Genomic DNA, 20,002 nt, shown 5'->3' with positions numbered 1-20,002 from the left:
TTGGGTTTGATCTGGAGCGGCGGCGGAAGTTCACCTCTCCCTTGGGAGAGGTCGGCGCGTAGCGCCGGGTGAGGGGTTACGCTCTCTCGTTGGAGCAGCGGCCCCTCACCCGATTTGCTGCGCAAATCGACCTCTCCCCAATGGGGAGAGGTAAACCCAGCCTGCGGATCCGATTCAACCCAAACTCATCCCGCTCTAGGATCAAGAGAACAGCATGGACCCCGCCACGATCGTCATCCTCGCCGCCCTCGTCATCGGCCTGATCTACGGCTCGGTCGGGCTCGTCAGCGGCTTCTGCATGATGAGCGGCCTGCGCGGCTGGTGGGCGGAGGGCGACGGCCGGCTGGCACGCACCTATGCGCTGGCGATGGGGATTGCGATCGCGGCCTCGCAGCTCCTTGCCGCGGCGGGGCTCGTCGATCTCGGCAAGTCGATCTATCTGCAACCATCCTTCTCGGCGCCGGTGATGTTCATCGGCGGGCTGTTGTTCGGTTACGGCATGGTGCTGTCGAACGGCTGCGGCTCGCGCGCGCTGGTGCTGCTCGGGCGCGGCAATCTGCGCTCCTTCGTGGTCGTGATCGTGCTCGGCATTTTTGCCGAGATGACGCTGAAGGGCCTGATCGCCCCGGCGCGGATCGCGATGGTGCAGGGCTCGCAGGCCACCGTCGCGGCCAATTCGGTGCCGGCGCTGCTGGCAAGCGCCGGCCTCGGCCCGGTGACGGCGCGGATGGTCGCGGCCTCGGCGCTATCGGCCGTCCTGATCATCTTCGCCTTTGCCCACGCGCCATTCCGCAAGTCGCCGGGCCAGATCGCGGCCGGCCTGATCGTCGGCCTGCTGGTGGCGGGCGGCTGGTACGCGACCGGCTATCTCGGTGCCGACGATTTCAATCCGGTGCCGGTGACGTCGCTCACCTTCATCGCGCCGATCGCCGACGCCCTGCAATATGTCATGCTGTCGACCGGTTCGACGCTGAATTTCGGCATCGTCACCGTGTTCGGCGTGTTCGCCGGCAGCCTCATCACGGCGATTGCAACCGGGCGCTTCAAGCTCGAAGGCTACCGGTCGCCGCAGCACATGCTGCGCTCGGCAGGCGGCGCAGCGCTGATGGGCGCGGGCGGCGTGATGGCATTCGGTTGCTCGGTCGGGCAGGGGCTGACCGGATTGTCGACGCTGTCGCTGTCGTCGTTCATCGCCGTGGCCGGCATCATGCTCGGCACCGGCGCGGGCCTGCGCGGCGCGCTGCGGGTCAGGCCACTTGCCGCGGCCTAAGGCGTTAACTCATAACCGTCGGCTGCCAGTCATAAAGCGGAAGTTGCCCAGTTCGGTAGTTATCGGCGGCTTATGACCCGAAGCGGTCACCGAGCCGCTACCGCTTACTCAGACCGCTCTAACTTCGGCAAGCCGCTTAATCGAGTATTCATCGTCCCAGCAAACGGCAGCTTGCCACGCGGCTGCCGCCTGCGCCGCTATGTCATGCGTGACGCTGTCGAGACCGGCAGCGTTATGGGGCAGCGCCAGGTCGAGGTCGGGGACGTCAACATGCGACTCGTCCCAGTCAATCAGCGCGACCCGATCCGCGGTCATGCGGATATTGCGCGGGTTAAGGTCACCGTGGACGACGCAGGTCTGACGTCCGATGAGCCGCGCCCACGCGGCTCGGCATCGAGCAACGCCCTCAGGCGGCATAGCGCCAAGGTTGATCCTCGTCCCAGTCTCGGCGTGCAGGAGATCGGTCGACGATCGCCAGCCAGGGCGCTGCGGCCAGCTCGCAGTCAACCGATGCAGCCGGCGGAGCACGTCGGCCACCCGACGCCAGTCCGCCTCCGTCTCTGGCGGCCCGCCCTCGACGTATGTCATCACCACCAGACCGTCCGCAAACAGCCGGCCGTCTGTCGTCGGGATTGGCACCGGCACGGTCAGGCCTTCACGGTCGAGGTACCGGAGGAGTTCGGTCTCCCAAGCGAGATCAGCGTCGCTCCTGGCACCTAGACGACCGACCGCGAGACGCTCATCGACACGCAGGCTCCACACGTCGTTAGCGACGCCACCAGCGAGCCGTTCGACGCGAACTGCGTCTTCACCCCACCGCCGGAGTACCTCCCATCCCACTGACGACATAAAGCGCACTCCTCCGTCGAGCTTGTTGGTCAACTGACTTCCGACAACTTCGTCGCAAGCGACTCTCTCAGTTCAACGGTCACTAGTGCGGCCCTTAGTCTGCCACCTGGCATTTTGATAGGATTTCATCCACGACCTGTCCAAGCGAGGCCGTGGCGTCGATTACAATGCCATTTTTCGGGATGCTTTCCTTCGTCGCATATAACCGCGCAATCAGCTTCCGTTCGCTCGGTCTTCCACCAAATTCATCTTGTGGCCTCGCGGTCAGCCGCCGGTTCAGCGTATCGAGATCAACGTTGAGAATAAATACCTTGTCAAACAAATCAATGAAATGGTGGAAATTCCTTGAGCCTCCACAGAAGAAGGACTGAGGGTTACGTTGATCAGCAATCAGGGATTTGACTTTCCCTACATTCCAAATCCAGCGCTCGTGCCCAAACGTGGTGTTGGTCATCACGCTCTCGCGGGCAAGGCCCTGCAATGGCTCACTGGTCTCAGGATCGCCATAATAAGCTAACTCCCGATCACCGTGGACGACATGGTAACCGCGCCGCTGCAGTTCTTCAGCCACCGTGGTTTTGCCGGCACCAGAAAGGCCTTCAATCAAATAGTTTCTGATGCCCATTTCCGTTCTTCCGATCCGTTCCATTGAAAGGTCATTTCGGTACTCAGCTTCGCAATGCTCCGCCATCGACCACTTCACTCACATTTGCATCCGAAGAATTTGACATTTGGTCGACCGCAGCACAATCGACACCCTTCGATGACATGTCGCCTATTGGCCCGAGGCCGACATGCAGCTACGTCGGTTTCGACGTCAGCTTCCGAGACCGAAGCGGACGTGACGAATCTATGAGGGCGGGCCCTCATTACGCCCGCGCCGGCGCATCCGCGAGCGAGCTCAACGCGATGCCGCCGACGATCAGGGCCGCAGCGATCGCCAGTGAGAGATCGATCGGCTCGCCGAGCAGCAGTGAAGCGGTCACGATGCCGACGATCGGCGTTCCCGTGGTGCCGAGCGATGTCGTCAGCGCCGGCAGGCTCTTGTTGACCATGGACATCGCCCAATAGGCGAGCGCCGTGCCGATGAAGCCGGAATAGAGGAACAGCAGCACGAGATGCGGGGACCATGTCACCGTGGGCACGCCCTCGGTGACCAGCGCCGTCGTGGTCAGCACCAGCGTCGCGACCAGCACCTGCCACAGCAACAGCTGCAGCGGCGTCGCGATCCAGCGGTGCGAGCGGATATAGATAATGTTGGCGGCCCAGCAGATCGCGGCGAGGATGATCATGCCGGCGCCGGCGATGACGTGCAGATTGCTCCAGTCCAGCGATGCCGGGGTGAGGATCACGCCGAGGCCGGCAAGTCCCGACGCGACGCCAACGAGCTTCAGCGCGCCGAGCCGTTCGGTTCGCGCCGCACCTGCCGCCAGCGCCACCCAGAGCGGCGTCGTGTAGCCGAGCACGATGCCCTTGCTGGCCGGCAGATAGCGCAGGCCGGCGGCGACCAGGGTCGAGAAGAACGTCATATGCAGCAGCGCCACGCTGAGCACGACCGGGACATCGGCGATCCGCGGAATGATCAAATTGCTGCTGGCGCGCAGGATCACCGATAGCGCGATCAGCGCGACCCAGCTCCGGATCGATGCGGTCCACAGCGGCGGCACCGCCGCGACCAGCGATTTGGTGACTGACCAGTTGATGCCCCAGGCCAGCACCACGACGATGAACAAAGCGGCGGCTTTGGCCGGCGATAGCGATTGATTCACGGCGGTATCCTTGCAGGCGATACCGCTTGTGAATAGGATCGCGCTGGCTCTATCGAAAGAGCCAGATCTGATAGAACTAAGGAGCCAGATGATCCTCGCCGAATTGCTCGAGCTGAAGCGATCGGACGACGCCGGGCTGGCCGCGCAGCTGACGCAACAGCTGCGCGCGCTGATGGCGAGCGGCCGGATCCGGAGCGGCGCCGTGCTGCCGTCGAGCCGCACGCTTTCAGCCGAGCTCGCGGTCTCGCGCAACACGGTGACGCATGCCTATGAGCAGCTCGCGGCCGAGGGGTATCTGCGCGTCGCCGCGCGGCGCCGTCCGGTGGTGTCAGACGATATCGAGGCGCGCTTTGCCAAGCCTGTGCCGGTGCTACGACGCGATGGCCCCCGCAGACCGCTGCTGTCGCCCTGGGCCTTGCGGCTTTCCGAGACGGATTGGCCGCTGTCCTACCAGGCCAATTTCCGGCCGCTGCGTTCCGGGCTGGCGGATGCGCGCGAGTTTCCGCACCAGATCTGGGGGCGCTGCCTGCGCCGCAGCGCGCTGCGCCGCCGCTTCAACGACCAGACCGTGATCAACCGCCCGAGCCTGCGCGAAGCCTTGCGCGACTATCTCGAAATCAGCCGCGGCGTGCACGCCGAGGCCGATCAGATCCTGATCCTGCCGACCGCGCAGGCGGCGCTGACGCTGATCGCCGCAACCGTCATCGCGCCGGGCGATGCGGTGTGGACCGAGGATCCCGGCTATCCCGGCGCCGCGGCGGCGTTTCGCGCGGCCGGCGCCGACGTCGTCGGTGTCAGGCTCGACCAATGGGGCATGATGCGGACGCGCGCGGCGCGTGCGCCGAAGCTGATCTTCACGACGCCCTCGCATCAGCATCCGACCGGGCGGGTGATGCCGGTTGCGCGCCGCACCGAATTGTTGGCTTCCGCCGCGCCCGGCAAGACCTGGATCGTCGAGGACGATTACGACGGCGAGTTTCACTATGACAGCCGTCCGATGCCGGCGTTGCAGGGGCTCGACCGCGAGGGACGCGTGCTCTATCTCGGCACGTTCGCAAAAGCGATGACGGCCGATATCCGCATCGGCTATCTGGTGGTGCCGCCGCAACTGGCGCGAACCATGGAGATCGCGCAGCGGCATCTCGGGCTGATCGCGTCCGTGCATGTCCAGGAAGCGCTGGCCGATTTCATGGCTGACGGGCATTTCCCGGCACACATCAGGCGCATGCGGCGGATCTACCGGTCGCGCCGCGACCATCTCGCCGCGGCGCTGGCGCGGCAGCTGGGCGGGGTGCTGACGGTCGAGGTCCCGCCGGGCGGCATGCAGTTGATCGCCCGCTTCAAGGATGCTGCCGCCGATCAGGGCGCCGTGACGCGGCTGGTGGCCGCCGGTGTCGAGGTGCGCGCGCTGTCAAGCCTTGCGCTGGAACGGCCGCGCGACCACGGCCTGCTGCTCGGCTTCGCGGCCTGGCGCGAAAGTGAGATCGGCGCCGCGGTCCGCACCATGGCGAACTGCCTGACCGGCAAGCGCGCGGCGCGCGGGTAGATGGCGAGGGGGCTTGCAGGATTTCGGAATATTAGAATTATATGGCTGAGTTGCCCGACGTGTCAAGTGGCTTGGAGCATGATCCGGAAAAGTGCGAAGCGGTTTTCCGAAAAGATCATGCTCAAACAAGGAGCTAAGGCGCGATAACAATACAACCCAATCTCCGCGCTTCAGTCGGTCGCCGGCTACCGCCGGCTCCTTTGCATGGGGTTGTTCCTCGATATTTGTCAGCGCGCCCTTGCGCCGGCTCTTTTCCTGCGTCGCAGGCTCACTCCGCCGCCCTGGTGACGATCCGCACCTCCGAGGTCAACGTCTTGTGCACCGGGCACTTGTCGGCGATCTCCATCAGCCGCTTGCGCTGGTCGGTGTCGAGGTCGCCGTCGATCCTGATGACGCGCTCGATCTGGTCGAGCATGCCCTCGCGCGTCTCGCACTCCTCGCAATCCTTGGCGTAGATCTTGTTGTGCTGGAGCGTCACGGTGATGCGATCGACCGGCAGCGCCTTGCGGTCGGCATACATCCGCATCGTCATCGAGGTGCAGGCGCCGAGCCCGGTGAGCAGGAAATCGTACGGCCCGGGGCCGCTGTCGTTGCCGCCGACCGCAACCGGTTCGTCGGCGATCAGCCGGTGCGGACCGGTGGTGACGAGCTGCTGGAACTTGCCGTTGCGGGTCTCCTGCACCACGACGTTGCGCGGCGCGCTGCCGGTATCGGCTGCCGGCTGCGGCGCAAGATCGAGATAGCGTTCGGCCCAGGCGCCGATCACGTCGGCGACGTAGGCGGCGTCCTGCTTGCCGCTCAGGAGATGATCCGCGCCTGCAAGTGAGACGAAGCTCTTGGGGTGCTTGGCCGCGATGAAGATGTTGGTGGCGTTGTCGATGCCGACGGTGTCGTCGGTCGGCGCGTGCATGATCAGCAGCGCCTTGCGCAGCTGCTTGACCTGCGCCATCAGATTCTGCTCGGCGACGTCGTCGAGGAATTCGCGCGTGATGCGGAACGGACGGCCGGCGAGCGACACCACGCCTTCTCCCTGCGCGCGGATGTCCTCGATCCGATCCTTGAAGAAATGCGTGACGTGGCCGGGGTCGGACGGCGCGGCGATGGTGACGACCGCCTTCGCTTCGGCAATCTGGCCCGCGGCGGCGAGGATCGCGGCGCCGCCGAGGCTGTGGCCGATCAGAATCGCCGGCGCCTTGCGCGTCTCGCGCAGGTGGTCGGCGGCGCGGACCAGGTCGGCGACGTTCGACGAGAAGGTCGAGTTGGCGAAATCGCCCTCGCTGGAGCCGAGGCCGGTGAAATCGAAGCGCAGCGTGGCGATGCCCTTGGCGGCGAGCGCGACCGCGATGCGCTTTGCCGCCAGCACGTCCTTGCCGCAGGTGAAGCAGTGCGCGAACAGTGCATAGGCCTTGATCGGGCCGTCGGGCGTATCGAGTGCGGCGGCAAGCTGATGACCGCCCACACCGGTGAATTGAAAGCGTTCGTGCGGCATCTTTTGCTCCGGATGGTTCTAAACCTCTCCCATCGGAGAGGTGAGAAAGTCAGTCGCCAGAATAGCGCTGTTCGGCCCAGGGATCACCGCGATTGTGATAGCCGCGCACCTCCCAGAAGCCCGGCGCATCCGCAGTCAGGAATTCGATGCGCTGCAGCCATTTGGCACTCTTCCAAAAATACAGATGCGGCACCACCAGCCGCACCGGGCCGCCATGTTCCTGCTCCAGCGGCATGCCGGACCAGCTATGCGCGAGCAGCGCGTCCTCGGCGGCAAAGTCCTCGATTGGCAGATTCGTCGTGTAGCCGTCATACGAGTGCAGCACGACGAAGCGCGCATCCTCGCGCGGCTGGCAGGCGGCGAGCAGGTCGCGTGTGGCGAGCCCCTCCCACTGATTGTCGTAGCGCGACCAGGTCGTGACGCAGTGGATATCCGAAACAAATTGCGTCTGCGGCTGCGCCGTGAATTGCGGCCAATCCCAGTAGATCGTCTGCTCGACCGCGCCGTAGACGTCGAGCCGCCAGCGCTCCCGCGTGATGTTCGGCAGCAGCCCGAGATCGAGCACCGGCCAGTCCTTGGTCAGATGCTGGCCCGGCGGCAGGCGCTGCTCTTCCGGCCGGGTAATCTTGCCGGTGAGGAATTTGCCTTCGCGCGCCCAGCGCTGCTTGCTGCGCGTCAGCTTGCTCTCGGGTGGCTCCTGGTCGTCGGTCATGGCGTCAGTCCATCATTCGTGGCGATGCATCGCCGAGTCGTGCTTGGTGTCGCGCATGGTCGAGTAGATCAGCAGCGACAGGAAGATCATGCCGCTGAGATAATAGTAGAACCAGTCCTCGTGCCCGATGCTCTTGAAATAGAGTGCGACCGCGGGCGCGGTGCCGCCGAAGATCGATACCGTGATGGCGTAGGGCAGGCCGACGCCGAGCGCGCGGACATTGGTCGGGAACAGCTCGGCCTTCACGATCGCATTGATCGAGGTGTAGCCGGCGACGAAGATCCAGGCGCCGCAGATCAGGAGGAAGGCGATGAAAGGCGATTTGGTCTCCTTCAGCGCGGTCAGGATCGGGATCGTGGCCAGCGTGCCGGCGACGCCGAAGAAGATCAAGAGCGGCTTGCGGCCGATCTTATCGGAGAGGCCGCCATAGATCGGCTGCAGGAAGGTCGCGAAGATCAGCGAGCCGAAGATCACGAAGGTGGTCTGGTCCTCGGTCAGGCCGACCGACAGCTTCACGAAGGTCTGCATGTAGGTGGTGAAGGTGTAGAACGCCGCGGTGCCGCCGGCAGTGAGGCCGACCACCAGCAGCAATTCGCGCGGGTAGTTCAGGAGGCCGACGATCGAGCCGGTCGGCTTGGAGACCTTCTTGGCCTCCTCGAACGCCTCGGTCTCGTGCAGGCCGCGCCGCATCACCGCTGCGAAGATCGCGAGCAAGGCACCGATCACGAAGGGAATCCGCCAGCCCCAGGCCTTCAGCTCGTCCGGGGTCAGGAACACCTTCTGCAGCAACAGCAGCACGATGATCGCGGTGAGCTGGCCGCCGATCAGTGTGACGTACTGGAAGCTGGAGTAGAAGCCGCGATGCTTGGGGTCGGCGACCTCGCTGAGATAGGTGGCGCTGGCACCATATTCGCCGCCGAGGCTCAAGCCCTCGATGACGCGGGCGAGCGCCAGGATCGCCGGGGCCGCAATGCCGATCGTGGCATAAGTCGGCGTCACCGCGATGATCAGCGAGCCGAAGCACATGCAGACCACCGACAGCGTCAAGGACAGGCGGCGGCCGTAGCGGTCGGCGATGAAGCCGAACAACCAGCCGCCGAGCGGGCGCATCAGGAAGGTCGCGGCGAACAGCACGGCGGCATTGAGCTGCTGCACCACCGGGTCGCTGTGCGGGAAGAACGCCGGCGCGAAATACAGCGCGAACGCGGTGTAGGCGTAGAAATCGTACCATTCGACGAGATTGCCGACCGATCCGATGAAGATCGCCTTCACCCGCCGCTCGACGTCATGGATGTCGAGATGATCGCTCGCGGATTGAGCGGTTTGTTCGGACATTGGCAGGCCTCCCCGGATTCTCTGGCACGATTCCGGGGCAACCTATCCCATTTGCGTGGGGCGATGTAACCTGCTCTTCAGGCGTTCTTGCCGAACAGAACCGGCAGTTGACGCGGGCCGCGCACCGTGCCTTCCGACCAGGTCACCTTGCCGGCCGGGTCGAGGCGGAAATCCGGAATCCGCTTCAGCCATTCCTCGATCGCGACCTGCATCTCCATTCGCGCCAGATTGGAACCGACGCAGCGGTGGATGCCGAGGCCGAAGGCGGCATGGCGGTTCTCCTTGCGGTCGATCACCACCTTATCGGCATCGGGGAACATGGCGGGGTCGCGGTTGGCCGCAGGGAACGACAGCAGCACCATGTTGCCGGCCTTGACCGGGCAGCCGGAGATCGTGGTTTCCTTGATCACCTCGCGCGCCATCGTGACCGGCGAATAGGCGCGCAGGAATTCCTCGATCGCGGTCGGGATCAGCGCGGGCTCCGCAACCAGGCGCTTGCGGTCGGCGGGCGTCTTGGCGAGGTGCCAGAGCGAGGAGCCGATCGCGCTCCAGGTGGTGTCGATGCCGGCGATCAACAGCAGCCGCAGCGAGCCGAGCACGTGCTCGTCGGTCAGCGGCTGGCCGCCGGGGCCCTTGGCCCGCAAGAGCTGCGAGATCAGATCGTCGCCCGGCTCAAGCTTGCGCTGCTCGAGATGGGCCATGAAATAGCCGGTCATCTCGCGCACGCCGTTCATCAGCTCCGCTTCGTTCTTGATGCCGAGCTCGAGGATCTGGTGGATCCACTTGATGAAGAGGTCGCCGTCCTTCTCGGGGATTCCCAGCATGTGCGCGATGGCGCGCACGGGGATGTGCTTGGTATAGCGCGCCGCGGCGTCGCAATGGCCATCGGCGATGAATTCGTCGATCAACTCGTTGCAGATCGCGCGCACTCGCGGCTCCAGCCGCTTCATCGCATCCGGCGTGAACGGCGGCAGCAGCACCTGTTTGGCGGGCTTGTGTTCCGGCGGATCGGATGTGATCGGCGGTGCGCGGGCCGTGATCTCGGGGCGGATGTCGCGCACGATGACGCGGCGCGAGGAGAAGTGCTCGGTGTCGTAGGCGATCTCCTTCACCGCCTGATAGGTGGTCGGCATGTAGCAGCCGAGGAAGCGCTCGGTGTGCACGACCGGCGAGGCCGCGCGCAGCGTCTCCCAGATCGGGAACGGGTCGTCGGTCCAGACCGGATCGGTGTGGTCGAAATCATGCACCCAGTCGGTGACCGGGGGATGCTCGGGCAGAAAGCTTGCGGACGGGGAATCGGACATCAGCTCGTTTCCTTCTCGTTCGATCAAACGCTGGTCGGCAGAGCGGGCGGCGCGCGGCCGTTACTCCTCGGTGACTTCGATCGCGATTTCCGGGCAATTGGTCTGCGCGAGCCAGGCCTTGTCCTCGAGCCCGGCGGGAACGGTCCCGTCGCCGGCCTCATGGGCGTTGCCGTATTCGTCGAGCTCGAACAGTTCGGGGGCGAGCGATTTGCAGCGCGCGTGACCCTGGCATTTGTCCTGGTCGACGCGGATTCTGAGCTTGGACATGCAAGCGCTCTCCCTCGGCTCTGGCGCGCTGCGGAGCGCGCCCGGTTTCCTCATTTGCGTATGATGCAAGTTCTAGCTTGCTTGGGCGGTCAGCCTCAAAGCCGGATTCGCCAAGTTATAGTCTATTACATTATCGTCGGGCGCGCGCGTCAAGCGAAAATTCAGGGGGCGCCGGCCGTTTGGGATGGTGGGGGCGGTCAGCCCGGCGAATGTTCCTGCAGCGCCTGGTCGAGGGCGTCGACCAGCAGGTCGACATGCTCCGCACCAAAGACCAGCGGCGGGCGAATCTTCAGGACATTGCCGCCTGGCCCCGCCGCGCTGATCAGCACGCCGTTTTCGCGCAGCGCGTTCACGATCCGCGCCGCCTGCTGGCCGGCGGGCGCGCCGCCATGGCGCAAGTCGACACCGATGAACAGGCCGGCGCCGCGGACCTCCGCCACCAGTTCATGCCGCGCGCGCAATGCGTCGAGCCGCTGGCGCAGAAGCGCACCGGTACGCCCGGCGTTCGCGACCAGGCCTTCCCGCTCGATCACGTCGAGCACCGCCATGCCGGCGGCGGCCGACACCGGATTGCCGCCAAAGGTGTTGAAATAGCGTGAGCGGGCGCCGAACTCCTTCAGCAACTCTGGTCGCGCAGCCATCGCGGCGATCGGATGGCCGTTGCCCATCGGCTTTCCCATCGTGACCATGTCGGGAACGATGCCGTGGCGGGCAAAGCCCCATAGGCCCTGGCCGCAGCGGCCGAAGCCAGGCTGCACCTCGTCGGCAATGAACAGCGCGCCGGCCGCGTGCGCGGCCTCCACCGCCGGCCGCAGGAAGCCCGGCGGATCGGCGAACACGCCGTCGCTGGAGAAGATCGTATCGACCAGCAGCGCGGCCGGACGAATGCCGCTGCGGGTCATATCCTCGAACGCTGCACGGACGTGGCTTGCAAAGATCTCGCCCGTTTCGTCGCCGGCGGACTGCGGCGCCGGCACCAGACGGACATGGGGCGCGGTCGGCTCGGGCAGTCCGAGCGACGGCGACAACTCGGCCAACGCGCCCGTCACGCCGTGATAGGCGGTCCGGGTGACGATGACGCCGGTGCCGCCGGTGCAAGTGCGGGCGACGCGGAGCGCCAGATCGTTGGCCTCGCTGCCGGTGCAGGTGAACATCACTTGGCCGATTTCGGCCGGGAAGGTCGCGAGCAGCCGCTCGGCGTAGTCGAGGATCGTCTCGTGCAGATAGCGGGTGTGGGTGTTGAGCACCGCGGCCTGCCGCGCGATCGCCTCGATCACATGCGGATGGCAGTGGCCGACGCAGGCGACGTTGTTGTAGGCGTCGAGATAGCGCTTGCCTGCGGCGTCATACAGCCAGATGCCGTCGCCGCGCACGACATGCACCGGCTGCTCGTAGAACAGCCGGTAGGCGGGACCGAGCAGGCGGTTGCGGCGCGCGATCAGCGCTTGGGTCGATTCCTGGGTCGAGGTGTCGGCCGGCATTGTGTCAGTCTCCCTGGCAGGCACGCTCGATCTGCCGTGTGGCCTCTGTTCGCGTCAGTGTCGCGATCCGGGCGAGCCGGGCCGACGCTTGCTTGTTGTTGCGCAGGATATACCCGCTGTTCTCCGGATAGCGAACGGCCCTGATGTTGCTGATCACGATTGTCATCACCATGCGGGTCGCGATCAGGTCGAACAGGATGCCGCGCTCGCGCGGCTCGAGCGGCGAGACCGCGTGATAGGCCGCGACCAGATCGAGCGCCGGCGCCAGCGGCTCGTCGCTGTCGGTCACCTGATAGGCCGCCGCGATCGCGAGGTCGTTGATGCGCGCCGTTGCGGTCATGTCGCCGAAATCGATGATGCCGCCGACGCGGGCCTGCGAGGCCGCGTCGACGACGATGTTGTGCGGATTGAGATCGTTGTGCAGCGGTTGCTTCGGAAGCTGCGCCAGCACAGGCACGGTGTCGGCCTCGAAATGATCGAGGACGCGTTCGACCAGCTCGCGCTGGGCTGATGGCACCGCGCCGAGCAGCGGCCGCAGTTCGGCGGCATGCTGGATGTCCCAGAGCAATTTGTGGTTTGCACCGGGATGAACGAAGTCGCGCAGCGCACGTGCGAGCCGCGCTGCGCAGCGGCCGACGTCTCCGCGCAACGACGCCGACGGCGGCGCCTGATGCATCGGCGTTCCCGCAAGGAACGTCAGCAGCCGCGTCACCCTGGTCGAGCCGTCGTCAAAGCCGATGTCGAGCTCGGCTGCGCCATTCCGCGCAGGGATGATGCGCGGGATCGGCAGCAGCGGATCACGGACCGCGACGTGACGCAGCGCCTCGGTCTGCAGATTGGTGACGGCGCGATCCTCACTCGGATTGGCGATCTTGAGGACGTATTCGCATCCATCTGGCGTGCGCAGCCGGAAATTCTGGTCTCGCTCGCTGTCGAGCCGGCGGATCTCGGCCGACAGGCCGTAGTGCTCCCTGACAAGCGTCAGCGCATGTGCCTCCGCAATCGGCTCGGCGGCGCGCAGCCCGTCGAGCGGGTGCGCGGCGTCTGTGGACGAGCGGGAGATCTGCATCTGACGCTCCTCGATATCGCAATCAATAACCGCGGGCGCGGTCGATCGCATGCGGCGGACGCCGTCCGGCGCGGATCGCGTCTGCCGTCGTGGCGAGCGTGGTCGCGACGGCGCTGATGCTGACGTCGCTGGCGTCATGCGGCGTGATGGTGATCCGGGGATGATGCCAGAACGGATGTGTCGCGGGCAACGGCTCGGTCGCGAACACGTCGAGCGCAGCGCCGGACAGCTGACCGCTCTCGAGTGCTGTAAGCAGATCGGCTTCCACCAGATGCTCGCCGCGGCCAACCTGGATCAGGTAGCCCTCGCGGCGCAGCCGACTGAACAGATCGCCATTGAGGATGTTGCGTGTCTCCGGCGTCAGGGGCAGGAGATTGACCAGCACCTCGGTCTCGCCGAGCATCGCGGCTAGACCGGCGGGTCCGTGAAAACTGCGGCTCGCCGATGAAATCGCCTTGGCGGTCCGGCTCCAGGACATCACGGGAAAGCCGAGATGGGCGAGGTCGACGGCGACGCGCCGGCCGATCTCGCCATTGCCGAGGATGCCGACCGGGACATCCTGCGCGCGGCGCTGCGCGCCGCGTTGCCAGATTCGGTCGCGCTGCTGGGCGCGGAAGGCGGCAAAGCCACGCTGATGCCCGATCGCATGCCAGGCAATGAAGCCCGACATCATCTGCCCCTGTCCGGGATCGACCACGCGCACCACGTCGACACCGGGCGGCAGGCTCGGGCAGGCCATGATGTTGTCGACGCCGGCGGCGATCGAGCATACCGCCTGCAGATCGGGATAGCGCTCGAACGCGTCGTCGGGCGGATGCCAGGCGAGGGCGAGACGGACATCCGCGGCATCGCCGGCGTGATCGACCACCTCGACGCGCGGCGCAATGCGCGCCAGCTCCGCGCCGAAATAGTCGCGCAGGTCGAGTCTGCTGCTGATCAGGACACAACGCATGGTTCAGGCCGCACGCGATGAAGATATCTGGCCGGGCACCGCGGCGAGCAGCTCGCGTGTATAGGGATGTTCGGGGGCCGAGAACAGCGCGGCAGTCGGCTTCAGCTCGACGATCGCGCCGCGCTGCATCACCGCGATCCGGTCGCAGATTTGCGCCGCCACTCGCAGATCGTGGGTGATGAACAGCATCGACAGGCCGAGCCGCGCCTTGAGGTCTTCCAGCAGGTTCAGCACCTGCGCCTGCACCGAGACATCGAGCGCCGAGACGGCTTCGTCGGCGACGATGATCTCCGGCTCGAGCGCAAGCGCGCGGGCAATGCCGATGCGCTGGCGCTGGCCGCCTGAGAACTCGTGCGGATAGCGTTCCATCGCGCTGGCATTGAGGCCGACCAGGCCGAGCAGCTCAGCGGCGCGCTGATGTGCGACCGCCGGATCGGTGCCGTGGGCGATCGGCCCGTCGGCGATGATGTTGCCGACCTTGCGGCGCGGGTTGAGCGAGGCGAATGGATCCTGGAAGATCATCTGGATGCGGCTGCGTTCCTTGCGCAGCGCGCGGCCAGCGATACGGGTGAAATCGGTGTCGCCGAGACGGACCGTGCCCTGATCCGGCTCGATCAGGCGCATCACGAGCCGGGCGACCGATGACTTGCCGGAACCGGATTCACCGACCAGGCCGACGGTCTCGCCTTGCAGAATGTCGAAATTGACCTCATTCGCGGCGCGCACCCGCCGCTCGGGCTGGAACCAGCCGCCGCCGCTGACATAGGTCTTGTCGAGACCGATCACCTCGACCGCCTTGGCGCGATCCGCAAGCGGCGCACGCGCCGGCGGCTGCATCGAGGGCACCGCCGCGAGCAGCGCGCGCGTGTAGGCATGCTGCGGACGCCGCAACACCTCGTCGGCCGCGCCCTGTTCGACCACCTTGCCGTGCTGGAGCACGACGACGCGGTCGGCGATATCGGAGACGACGCCGAAATCGTGGGTGATGAACATGACCGCCATGTTGCGGCGGCGCTGCAAGTCGCGGATCAGCTCGAGGATCTGCGCCTGCGTGGTGACGTCGAGCGCGGTGGTCGGCTCGTCGGCCACCAGCACGGCCGGCTCCAACGCGAGCGCCATCGCGATCATCGCGCGCTGGCGCTGGCCACCCGACAGCTGATGCGGGTAGGCGTGCGCCGAACGTTCGGGCTCGGGCAGGCCGACCTCGCGCAGCAGCTGCAACGCTTTCTGCTTGCGTTGCCGCGGCGTCAACAGATTGTGCGCCTCGAACATTTCGGCGATCTGGTCGCCGATCCGCATCAACGGATTGAGCGCGGTCATCGGCTCCTGGAACACCATTGCGATGTGGCGGCCGCGTAGCGCAAGCCAGCCGGTGTCGTCGAGGGTGAGCAAATTTTGGCCGTCATAGCCGATCTCGCCGGCCTCGCGGATGATGGTGTCGGGCAACAGCCCCAGCAGCGCATGCGCGCACATCGACTTGCCGGAGCCGGACTCGCCTACCACGCAGAGGATCTTGCCGGGCACGAGATCGAACGAGACGCCGTCAACGGCGTAGGGACGGTCGGAGCCCGGCGGCAGCGCGAGCTTCAAATTCTTGATCGAGACGACGGGTGCGGCCGACATGCGTCAACGCCCTTCCTTGTTGAGGCGCGGATTGAACGCGTCGTTGAGGCCTTCGCCGATCAGGTTCAGCGCCAGCACCGAGAGCAGGATCGCGATGCCGGGGAACAGCGTGATCCACCAGGCCTGGCGGATCACGGTGCGGCCGGCGCCGACCATGTAGCCCCAGGACATCAGGTTGGGATCGCCGAGGCCGAGGAAGGAGAGCGAGGATTCCAGGAGGATCGCGGTCGCGACCATCAGCGAGGCCAGCACGATGACGGGCGACAGCGCATTGGGCAGGATCTCGCGCCAGATGATCCAGCTGTGGCTCTGACCGGTGACGATCGCGGCCTGGACGTATTCGCGGGTACGCAGCGACAGCACCTCGCCGCGGACCAGGCGGGCGACCGGCGGCCAACTCACGATCGCGATCGCCAGCACGATCGAGACGATCGAGGGCTGCAGGATCGCGACCAGCACGATGGCGAGCGCGAAGCTCGGCACGGTCTGGAAGAATTCGGTGAAGCGCATCAGGGCGTCGCCGACCTTGCCGCCAAAATAGCCGGCGAGGGCGCCGACGGGAATCCCGACCGCGAGCGCGGCCATGGTCGAGACCAGGCCGACCAGCAGCGAGACGCGGGCGCCGTAGATGATGCCGGCCAGCACGTCGCGGCCGAGTGCGTCGGTGCCGAGCGGCAGACCGGGCACCGTGAGCGGCGGCAGGAACGGCCGCTGCACCATGCGCCAGGGCGAGGTCGGAAACAGCAGCGGGCCGAAGATAGCGATCGCGATCGCAAGCAGCAGGATCACGAGCCCGATCATGCTGCCGGGGTTGCGTAGCATGGTACGCCAGAACTTGCTCATGAGGCGAACTCGATGCGGGGATCGACCGCGCGGTAGATCAGGTCGGTGATCAGGTTGAAGGCCAGCACCATCGCCGAGCACACCACGAAGACGCCGAGCAGCAGATTGTAGTCGCGCTGCAGCAGCGCCTCGTACATCAGCCGGCCGATGCCGGGCCAGGCGAACACGGTCTCGGTGAGCACGGCGCCGCCGACCAGCGTGCCGGCCTGCAGGCCCGCCAGCGTCACCACCGGCAGCAGCGCGTTGCGCAGCACGTGGCGGCGCTGGATCACGGCGTCGCGCAGGCCCTTGGCGCGTGCGGTCTTGACGAAATCGTGCCGTTTCACCTCGAGCATCGAGGCACGGGTCATCCGGGCATAGGTGGCCATGAAGAACAGGCCCATCGTCGTCGCAGGCAGGATCAGATGGGCGCCGACGTCGAGCAGATGGGCGAGACCGGTGTAGTTGGCGCCGACGGTCTCGTAGCCGAAGCTCGGCAGCCAATCCATCGCGACCGAAAACAGCAGGATTGCCATCAGCGCCACCCAGAACAGCGGCGTGGCGTAGAAGATCAGCGCCAGTATCGTGATCGCAGTATCGGCCCAGGTGCCGGCAAAGCGTGCGGCCAATGATCCGAACAGAACGCCGAGCAGCAACGAGATCACGAAGGCCGTGACGGTCAGCAGCAGCGTCGCCGGCAGCCGCTCGGCGATCAGCTTGGCGACCGGCATCTGCTGGCGGAACGAGAAGCCGAGATCGAACGTCACGATGCCCTTGACGTAGCGGTAGAGCTGGACCGGCACCGGCTGGTCGAGCCCGAACTTCTCCCGCAGTTGCGTGACGAAGATCTGGTCGCTGGCGCCGGCCTCGCCCGCCATTACCATCGCTGGATCGCCCGGCGCCATGCGGATCAGCATGAAGTTGAGGACGACGATCGCGAGCAGGACGACCACGGCCTTGGCAAGTCTCTGGGCTATGAATGCGAGCATCGGTGACTTCGGTTGTGTTCGGGAAAGGAGGGGGCCGCGGCGCCTTGTGCACGCCGCGGCCCGGCAACGAGCTCTATTTGTCGAGCCAGGCGTCGCGGAAGCCGTCGTTGACGCCGATCGCGGTCGTGATCAGGTTCTTGACGTTGCAGCGGGTGATGGTTGGGAATTGCAGTTCAAGCAGCCAGGCCACCGGCACATCGTCGACCAGGACTTTCTGCGCCTTGTCATAAAACGGTTTGCGTGCCGCGTCGGGGAAGGCGACCGCGCCGTCGGCAAACAGCTTGTCGATTTCCGGGTTCGAATAGCCTTCGACGTTGTTGAACGGATTGCCCTTGACGATCTGGCTGGAGACATAGGTGCGGCTGACGCCAAGCGCGGGATCGCCGTACTGATAGACATAGGTGAAGGCGATATCGTAGTCCCATTCCGAGGTCTTCTGGTTCCAGCCTGCGACATCGGTCGAGAGCATTTCGACGTTGATGCCGACGTCCTGCAGGTTCTGCTTCACGGCCTCGGCCCAGCGCTGCCAGGTTTCGCCATAGGGCAGTGGCAGCAGGCGGACCTTCTCGCCGTTGTAGCCGGCTTCCTTGAGCAGCGCCTTGGCCTTGGCCGGGTCGTAGTCGTATTTCGCCACGTCGCTGCTGTAGTACTTGATTGACGAGCTCGACGGGCCGGTCGCGACCTTGCCGAGGCCGTTCCAGATCACGTCTTTCGCGAAATTGCGATCGAGCGCGTACATCACCGCCTGGCGGAATTTCTTGTTCGCGGTCGGGCCGGAGCGGTTGTTGAGCCACAGCCATGACAGCGGGCTGAAGAACTCCCAGCCGGCGCCGGTGACGCAGACGCCCTTCAGCTTGGACAGGCGCGGCACGTCGAAATTCTCGACCGAGCCGCCTGGCAGCACGTCAACCTTGCCGGTCTCGAACGCCACCGCACGTGCGGCGGCGTCGGGGATCACGTGCCAGTAGATCTCGTCAAGATGCGGCAGGCCCTTGATGTAGTAGCTCGGATTCTTGACCAGGCGGATGAACGAGCCCTTCTGCCATTCCTTGAACATGAAGGGGCCGGTGCCAACAGGCGTATTGTTGGCGGGGTTGGTCTTGAAATCGGTGCCTTCATAGATGTGCTTCGGGATCATCGGCAGCGATCCGACTTCGAAGACGCCGATAAACGGCCCGAACGGCTGCTTCAGGTTGAAGATCACCGTGTTGTCGTCAGGTGTCTCGATCTTGTCGACTTGCGCGAAATTGCCGCGGGCGCGCGGGTGGGTCTGCTTGAGGAATTCGATCGAGAACACGACGTCGGCCGAGGTGAACGGCTTGCCGTCATGCCAGGTGACGCCCTTGCGCAGCTTGAAGGTATAGGTCTTGCCGTCCTCGCTGACGCTCCAGCTTTCGGCGAGACCGGGCAGCGGCTCGAGTTTCGCTGAATAGCGCAGCAGGCCTTCATAGATGTTGCCGGCGACCATCTGGGTCGGGCCGTTCTGCACCAGGCCCATCATCAGGCCAGGCGGCTCCGGCTGGATCACCGCGTTGATCACGCCGCCGGATTTCGGCTCCTCGGCGAAAGCCGCGGTGCTCAGGGCACTCGCCACCAAAAGACTCAACAGAACTCGCTTCAACATGTTCAGGCTCTCTTGTTCGAATACGCTCTAGTTGACGAAATCCGGATCGGTGCGCGCGAGCATGCGCTTGAAGGCGGCCCACTCGGTATCGGGCACGCCGTTGGTCTCGATGCCGTCGTAGAAGGTTGCGTATTGCCCGGCGGTCTTGTGCGCGACCGCGTCCGACAGCGGTGCGATCTCGGCGCCGGCGGACTGGATCGCAAGCTGCGCGCGGCAGGATCGCTCCAGATTGTGCATCAGCTTGAACGCCTCTGAGACCGAGCGGCCGCAGGTCAGCATGCCGTGATTGCGCAGCACCATCACGAACTTGTCGCCGAGGTCGGCGACCAGGCGCTCGCGTTCGTCGAGATCGAGCGCGATGCCTTCGTAATCGTGATAGGCGAGGCAGCCGGTGAACTGCATCGACCATTGATTGAGCGGCAATAGTCCCTGCTTCTGGCAGGACACCGCGACGCCGGCCACGGTGTGGGTGTGCAGCACGCAGGCGACGTCCGGCCGCGCCGCATGCACCGCGCTGTGGATGGTGAAGCCGGCCGGATTGATACCGAGCCCGAGCGGGTCGTCGATCACGACGCCGTCGAGATCGACGGTGACGAGGTTGGACGCCGTCACCTCCTCGAAGCGCATGCCGTAGGGATTGATGAGGAAGCGGTCATGGCTGCCGGGCAGCCGCACCGAGATGTGGGTGTAGATGCTGTCATCGAGCCCGAGCCGGTGGATCAGCCGGTAGGCCGCGGCGAGGTCGATGCGGAATTGCTGGTTCTGGTCCTTCACGGCGTCGGGCCGCACATGCGTCGTCATCGTTGCTGCTAGTCCCTGTCCGCGGGCCGTTTTTGTTGCGTTGCAATGCCCGCGCCAATAAACTGTCGACAATCTAAGAATTGATCAAGTCTAAACTGTC

Annotated in this window: 18 protein-coding genes; 2 read left to right on the top strand and 16 right to left on the bottom strand. The window is 65.4% G+C overall.

Annotated features, from left to right (window positions below; all coding sequences use genetic code 11):
• The first annotated feature begins 214 nt into the window (after positions 1-214).
• A complete protein-coding gene (locus ACVIW0_RS25810; RefSeq protein WP_461354905.1) occupies positions 215-1,270 on the top strand; it encodes a YeeE/YedE family protein in 1,056 nt (351 codons plus the stop codon).
• Positions 1,271-1,378: 108 nt separating this feature from the next.
• Here ACVIW0_RS25810 and ACVIW0_RS25805 read toward each other — a convergent pair whose 3' ends face one another.
• The 3 genes from ACVIW0_RS25805 to ACVIW0_RS25795 form a co-directional block, all read right to left on the bottom strand.
• On the bottom strand, positions 1,379-2,110 hold the full coding sequence (locus ACVIW0_RS25805) for a phosphotransferase (RefSeq protein ID WP_461357423.1): 732 nt from the start codon (positions 2,108-2,110) through the stop codon (positions 1,379-1,381).
• 103 nt (positions 2,111-2,213) lie between these two features.
• Positions 2,214-2,744 (bottom strand): AAA family ATPase, encoded by a 531-nt coding sequence (locus ACVIW0_RS25800; RefSeq protein ID WP_461357422.1) that lies wholly within the window; start codon positions 2,742-2,744, stop codon positions 2,214-2,216.
• A gap of 244 nt (positions 2,745-2,988) precedes the next feature.
• Positions 2,989-3,888: a DMT family transporter gene (locus ACVIW0_RS25795; protein ID WP_461354904.1), complete on the bottom strand. Its 900-nt coding sequence runs from the start codon at positions 3,886-3,888 to the stop codon at positions 2,989-2,991.
• Positions 3,889-3,976: 88 nt separating this feature from the next.
• On the opposite strand from ACVIW0_RS25795, the gene pdxR reads away from it, so the two are divergent.
• Positions 3,977-5,434, top strand: coding sequence for a MocR-like pyridoxine biosynthesis transcription factor PdxR (gene pdxR / locus ACVIW0_RS25790; RefSeq protein WP_461354903.1), 1,458 nt, complete (start codon positions 3,977-3,979; stop codon positions 5,432-5,434).
• Positions 5,435-5,702: 268 nt separating this feature from the next.
• On the opposite strand, the gene ACVIW0_RS25785 is transcribed toward pdxR, so the two are convergent.
• From ACVIW0_RS25785 to ACVIW0_RS25725, 13 genes are all read right to left on the bottom strand, one after another.
• A complete protein-coding gene (locus tag ACVIW0_RS25785; RefSeq protein WP_461354902.1) occupies positions 5,703-6,923 on the bottom strand; it encodes a bifunctional alpha/beta hydrolase/OsmC family protein in 1,221 nt (406 codons plus the stop codon).
• A 49-nt stretch (positions 6,924-6,972) separates the two neighbouring features.
• Positions 6,973-7,635 (bottom strand): sulfite oxidase-like oxidoreductase, encoded by a 663-nt coding sequence (locus ACVIW0_RS25780; protein ID WP_461354901.1) that lies wholly within the window; start codon positions 7,633-7,635, stop codon positions 6,973-6,975.
• Positions 7,636-7,647: 12 nt separating this feature from the next.
• Positions 7,648-8,970 (bottom strand): MFS transporter, encoded by a 1,323-nt coding sequence (locus tag ACVIW0_RS25775; RefSeq protein ID WP_461354900.1) that lies wholly within the window; start codon positions 8,968-8,970, stop codon positions 7,648-7,650.
• A 77-nt stretch (positions 8,971-9,047) separates the two neighbouring features.
• Positions 9,048-10,274 (bottom strand): cytochrome P450, encoded by a 1,227-nt coding sequence (locus tag ACVIW0_RS25770; RefSeq protein WP_461354899.1) that lies wholly within the window; start codon positions 10,272-10,274, stop codon positions 9,048-9,050.
• A 60-nt stretch (positions 10,275-10,334) separates the two neighbouring features.
• On the bottom strand, positions 10,335-10,541 hold the full coding sequence (locus tag ACVIW0_RS25765; RefSeq protein WP_029078045.1) for a ferredoxin: 207 nt from the start codon (positions 10,539-10,541) through the stop codon (positions 10,335-10,337).
• A 197-nt stretch (positions 10,542-10,738) separates the two neighbouring features.
• Positions 10,739-12,022: an aspartate aminotransferase family protein gene (locus tag ACVIW0_RS25760; RefSeq protein WP_461354898.1), complete on the bottom strand. Its 1,284-nt coding sequence runs from the start codon at positions 12,020-12,022 to the stop codon at positions 10,739-10,741.
• A 4-nt stretch (positions 12,023-12,026) separates the two neighbouring features.
• The gene (locus ACVIW0_RS25755; protein ID WP_461354897.1) at positions 12,027-13,091 is read right to left on the bottom strand and encodes a phosphotransferase; all 1,065 of its coding nucleotides are present in this window, start codon (positions 13,089-13,091) and stop codon (positions 12,027-12,029) included.
• Between the two features lie 22 nt (positions 13,092-13,113).
• Positions 13,114-14,043: a 2-hydroxyacid dehydrogenase gene (locus ACVIW0_RS25750; protein ID WP_461354896.1), complete on the bottom strand. Its 930-nt coding sequence runs from the start codon at positions 14,041-14,043 to the stop codon at positions 13,114-13,116.
• A 3-nt stretch (positions 14,044-14,046) separates the two neighbouring features.
• Positions 14,047-15,666 (bottom strand): ABC transporter ATP-binding protein, encoded by a 1,620-nt coding sequence (locus ACVIW0_RS25745; RefSeq protein WP_461354895.1) that lies wholly within the window; start codon positions 15,664-15,666, stop codon positions 14,047-14,049.
• 3 nt (positions 15,667-15,669) lie between these two features.
• On the bottom strand, positions 15,670-16,509 hold the full coding sequence (locus tag ACVIW0_RS25740) for an ABC transporter permease (RefSeq protein ID WP_461354894.1): 840 nt from the start codon (positions 16,507-16,509) through the stop codon (positions 15,670-15,672).
• A complete protein-coding gene (locus tag ACVIW0_RS25735) occupies positions 16,506-17,477 on the bottom strand; it encodes an ABC transporter permease (RefSeq protein WP_461354893.1) in 972 nt (323 codons plus the stop codon). The genes ACVIW0_RS25740 and ACVIW0_RS25735 overlap by 4 nt, the downstream gene beginning before the upstream one ends.
• Positions 17,478-17,550: 73 nt before the next feature.
• On the bottom strand, positions 17,551-19,101 hold the full coding sequence (locus ACVIW0_RS25730; RefSeq protein WP_461354892.1) for an ABC transporter substrate-binding protein: 1,551 nt from the start codon (positions 19,099-19,101) through the stop codon (positions 17,551-17,553).
• Between the two features lie 27 nt (positions 19,102-19,128).
• A complete protein-coding gene (locus tag ACVIW0_RS25725) occupies positions 19,129-19,902 on the bottom strand; it encodes a class II aldolase/adducin family protein (protein WP_461354891.1) in 774 nt (257 codons plus the stop codon).
• Positions 19,903-20,002 lie beyond the last annotated feature (100 nt).

This window comes from Bradyrhizobium sp. USDA 4454 (genome assembly GCF_054822705.1).
The sequence above is the reverse complement of the archived record's forward strand: the minus strand, read 5'-3'. Positions and strand labels throughout refer to the sequence as shown.

Excerpts from the sequence above, each read along its gene's own strand:
- ACVIW0_RS25810 (WP_461354905.1), top strand. The coding sequence starts at position 215 with ATGGACCCCGCCACGATCGTCATCCTCGCCGCCCTCGTCATCGGCCTG.
- ACVIW0_RS25800 (WP_461357422.1), bottom strand. The coding sequence starts at position 2,744 with ATGGGCATCAGAAACTATTTGATTGAAGGCCTTTCTGGTGCCGGCAAA.
- pdxR (WP_461354903.1), top strand. The coding sequence starts at position 3,977 with ATGATCCTCGCCGAATTGCTCGAGCTGAAGCGATCGGACGACGCCGGG.
- ACVIW0_RS25785 (WP_461354902.1), bottom strand. The coding sequence starts at position 6,923 with ATGCCGCACGAACGCTTTCAATTCACCGGTGTGGGCGGTCATCAGCTT.
- ACVIW0_RS25780 (WP_461354901.1), bottom strand. The coding sequence starts at position 7,635 with ATGACCGACGACCAGGAGCCACCCGAGAGCAAGCTGACGCGCAGCAAG.
- ACVIW0_RS25775 (WP_461354900.1), bottom strand. The coding sequence starts at position 8,970 with ATGTCCGAACAAACCGCTCAATCCGCGAGCGATCATCTCGACATCCAT.
- ACVIW0_RS25770 (WP_461354899.1), bottom strand. The coding sequence starts at position 10,274 with ATGTCCGATTCCCCGTCCGCAAGCTTTCTGCCCGAGCATCCCCCGGTC.
- ACVIW0_RS25765 (WP_029078045.1), bottom strand. The coding sequence starts at position 10,541 with ATGTCCAAGCTCAGAATCCGCGTCGACCAGGACAAATGCCAGGGTCAC.
- ACVIW0_RS25760 (WP_461354898.1), bottom strand. The coding sequence starts at position 12,022 with ATGCCGGCCGACACCTCGACCCAGGAATCGACCCAAGCGCTGATCGCG.
- ACVIW0_RS25755 (WP_461354897.1), bottom strand. The coding sequence starts at position 13,091 with ATGCAGATCTCCCGCTCGTCCACAGACGCCGCGCACCCGCTCGACGGG.
- ACVIW0_RS25750 (WP_461354896.1), bottom strand. The coding sequence starts at position 14,043 with ATGCGTTGTGTCCTGATCAGCAGCAGACTCGACCTGCGCGACTATTTC.
- ACVIW0_RS25745 (WP_461354895.1), bottom strand. The coding sequence starts at position 15,666 with ATGTCGGCCGCACCCGTCGTCTCGATCAAGAATTTGAAGCTCGCGCTG.
- ACVIW0_RS25740 (WP_461354894.1), bottom strand. The coding sequence starts at position 16,509 with ATGAGCAAGTTCTGGCGTACCATGCTACGCAACCCCGGCAGCATGATC.
- ACVIW0_RS25735 (WP_461354893.1), bottom strand. The coding sequence starts at position 17,477 with ATGCTCGCATTCATAGCCCAGAGACTTGCCAAGGCCGTGGTCGTCCTG.
- ACVIW0_RS25730 (WP_461354892.1), bottom strand. The coding sequence starts at position 19,101 with ATGTTGAAGCGAGTTCTGTTGAGTCTTTTGGTGGCGAGTGCCCTGAGC.
- ACVIW0_RS25725 (WP_461354891.1), bottom strand. The coding sequence starts at position 19,902 with ATGACGACGCATGTGCGGCCCGACGCCGTGAAGGACCAGAACCAGCAA.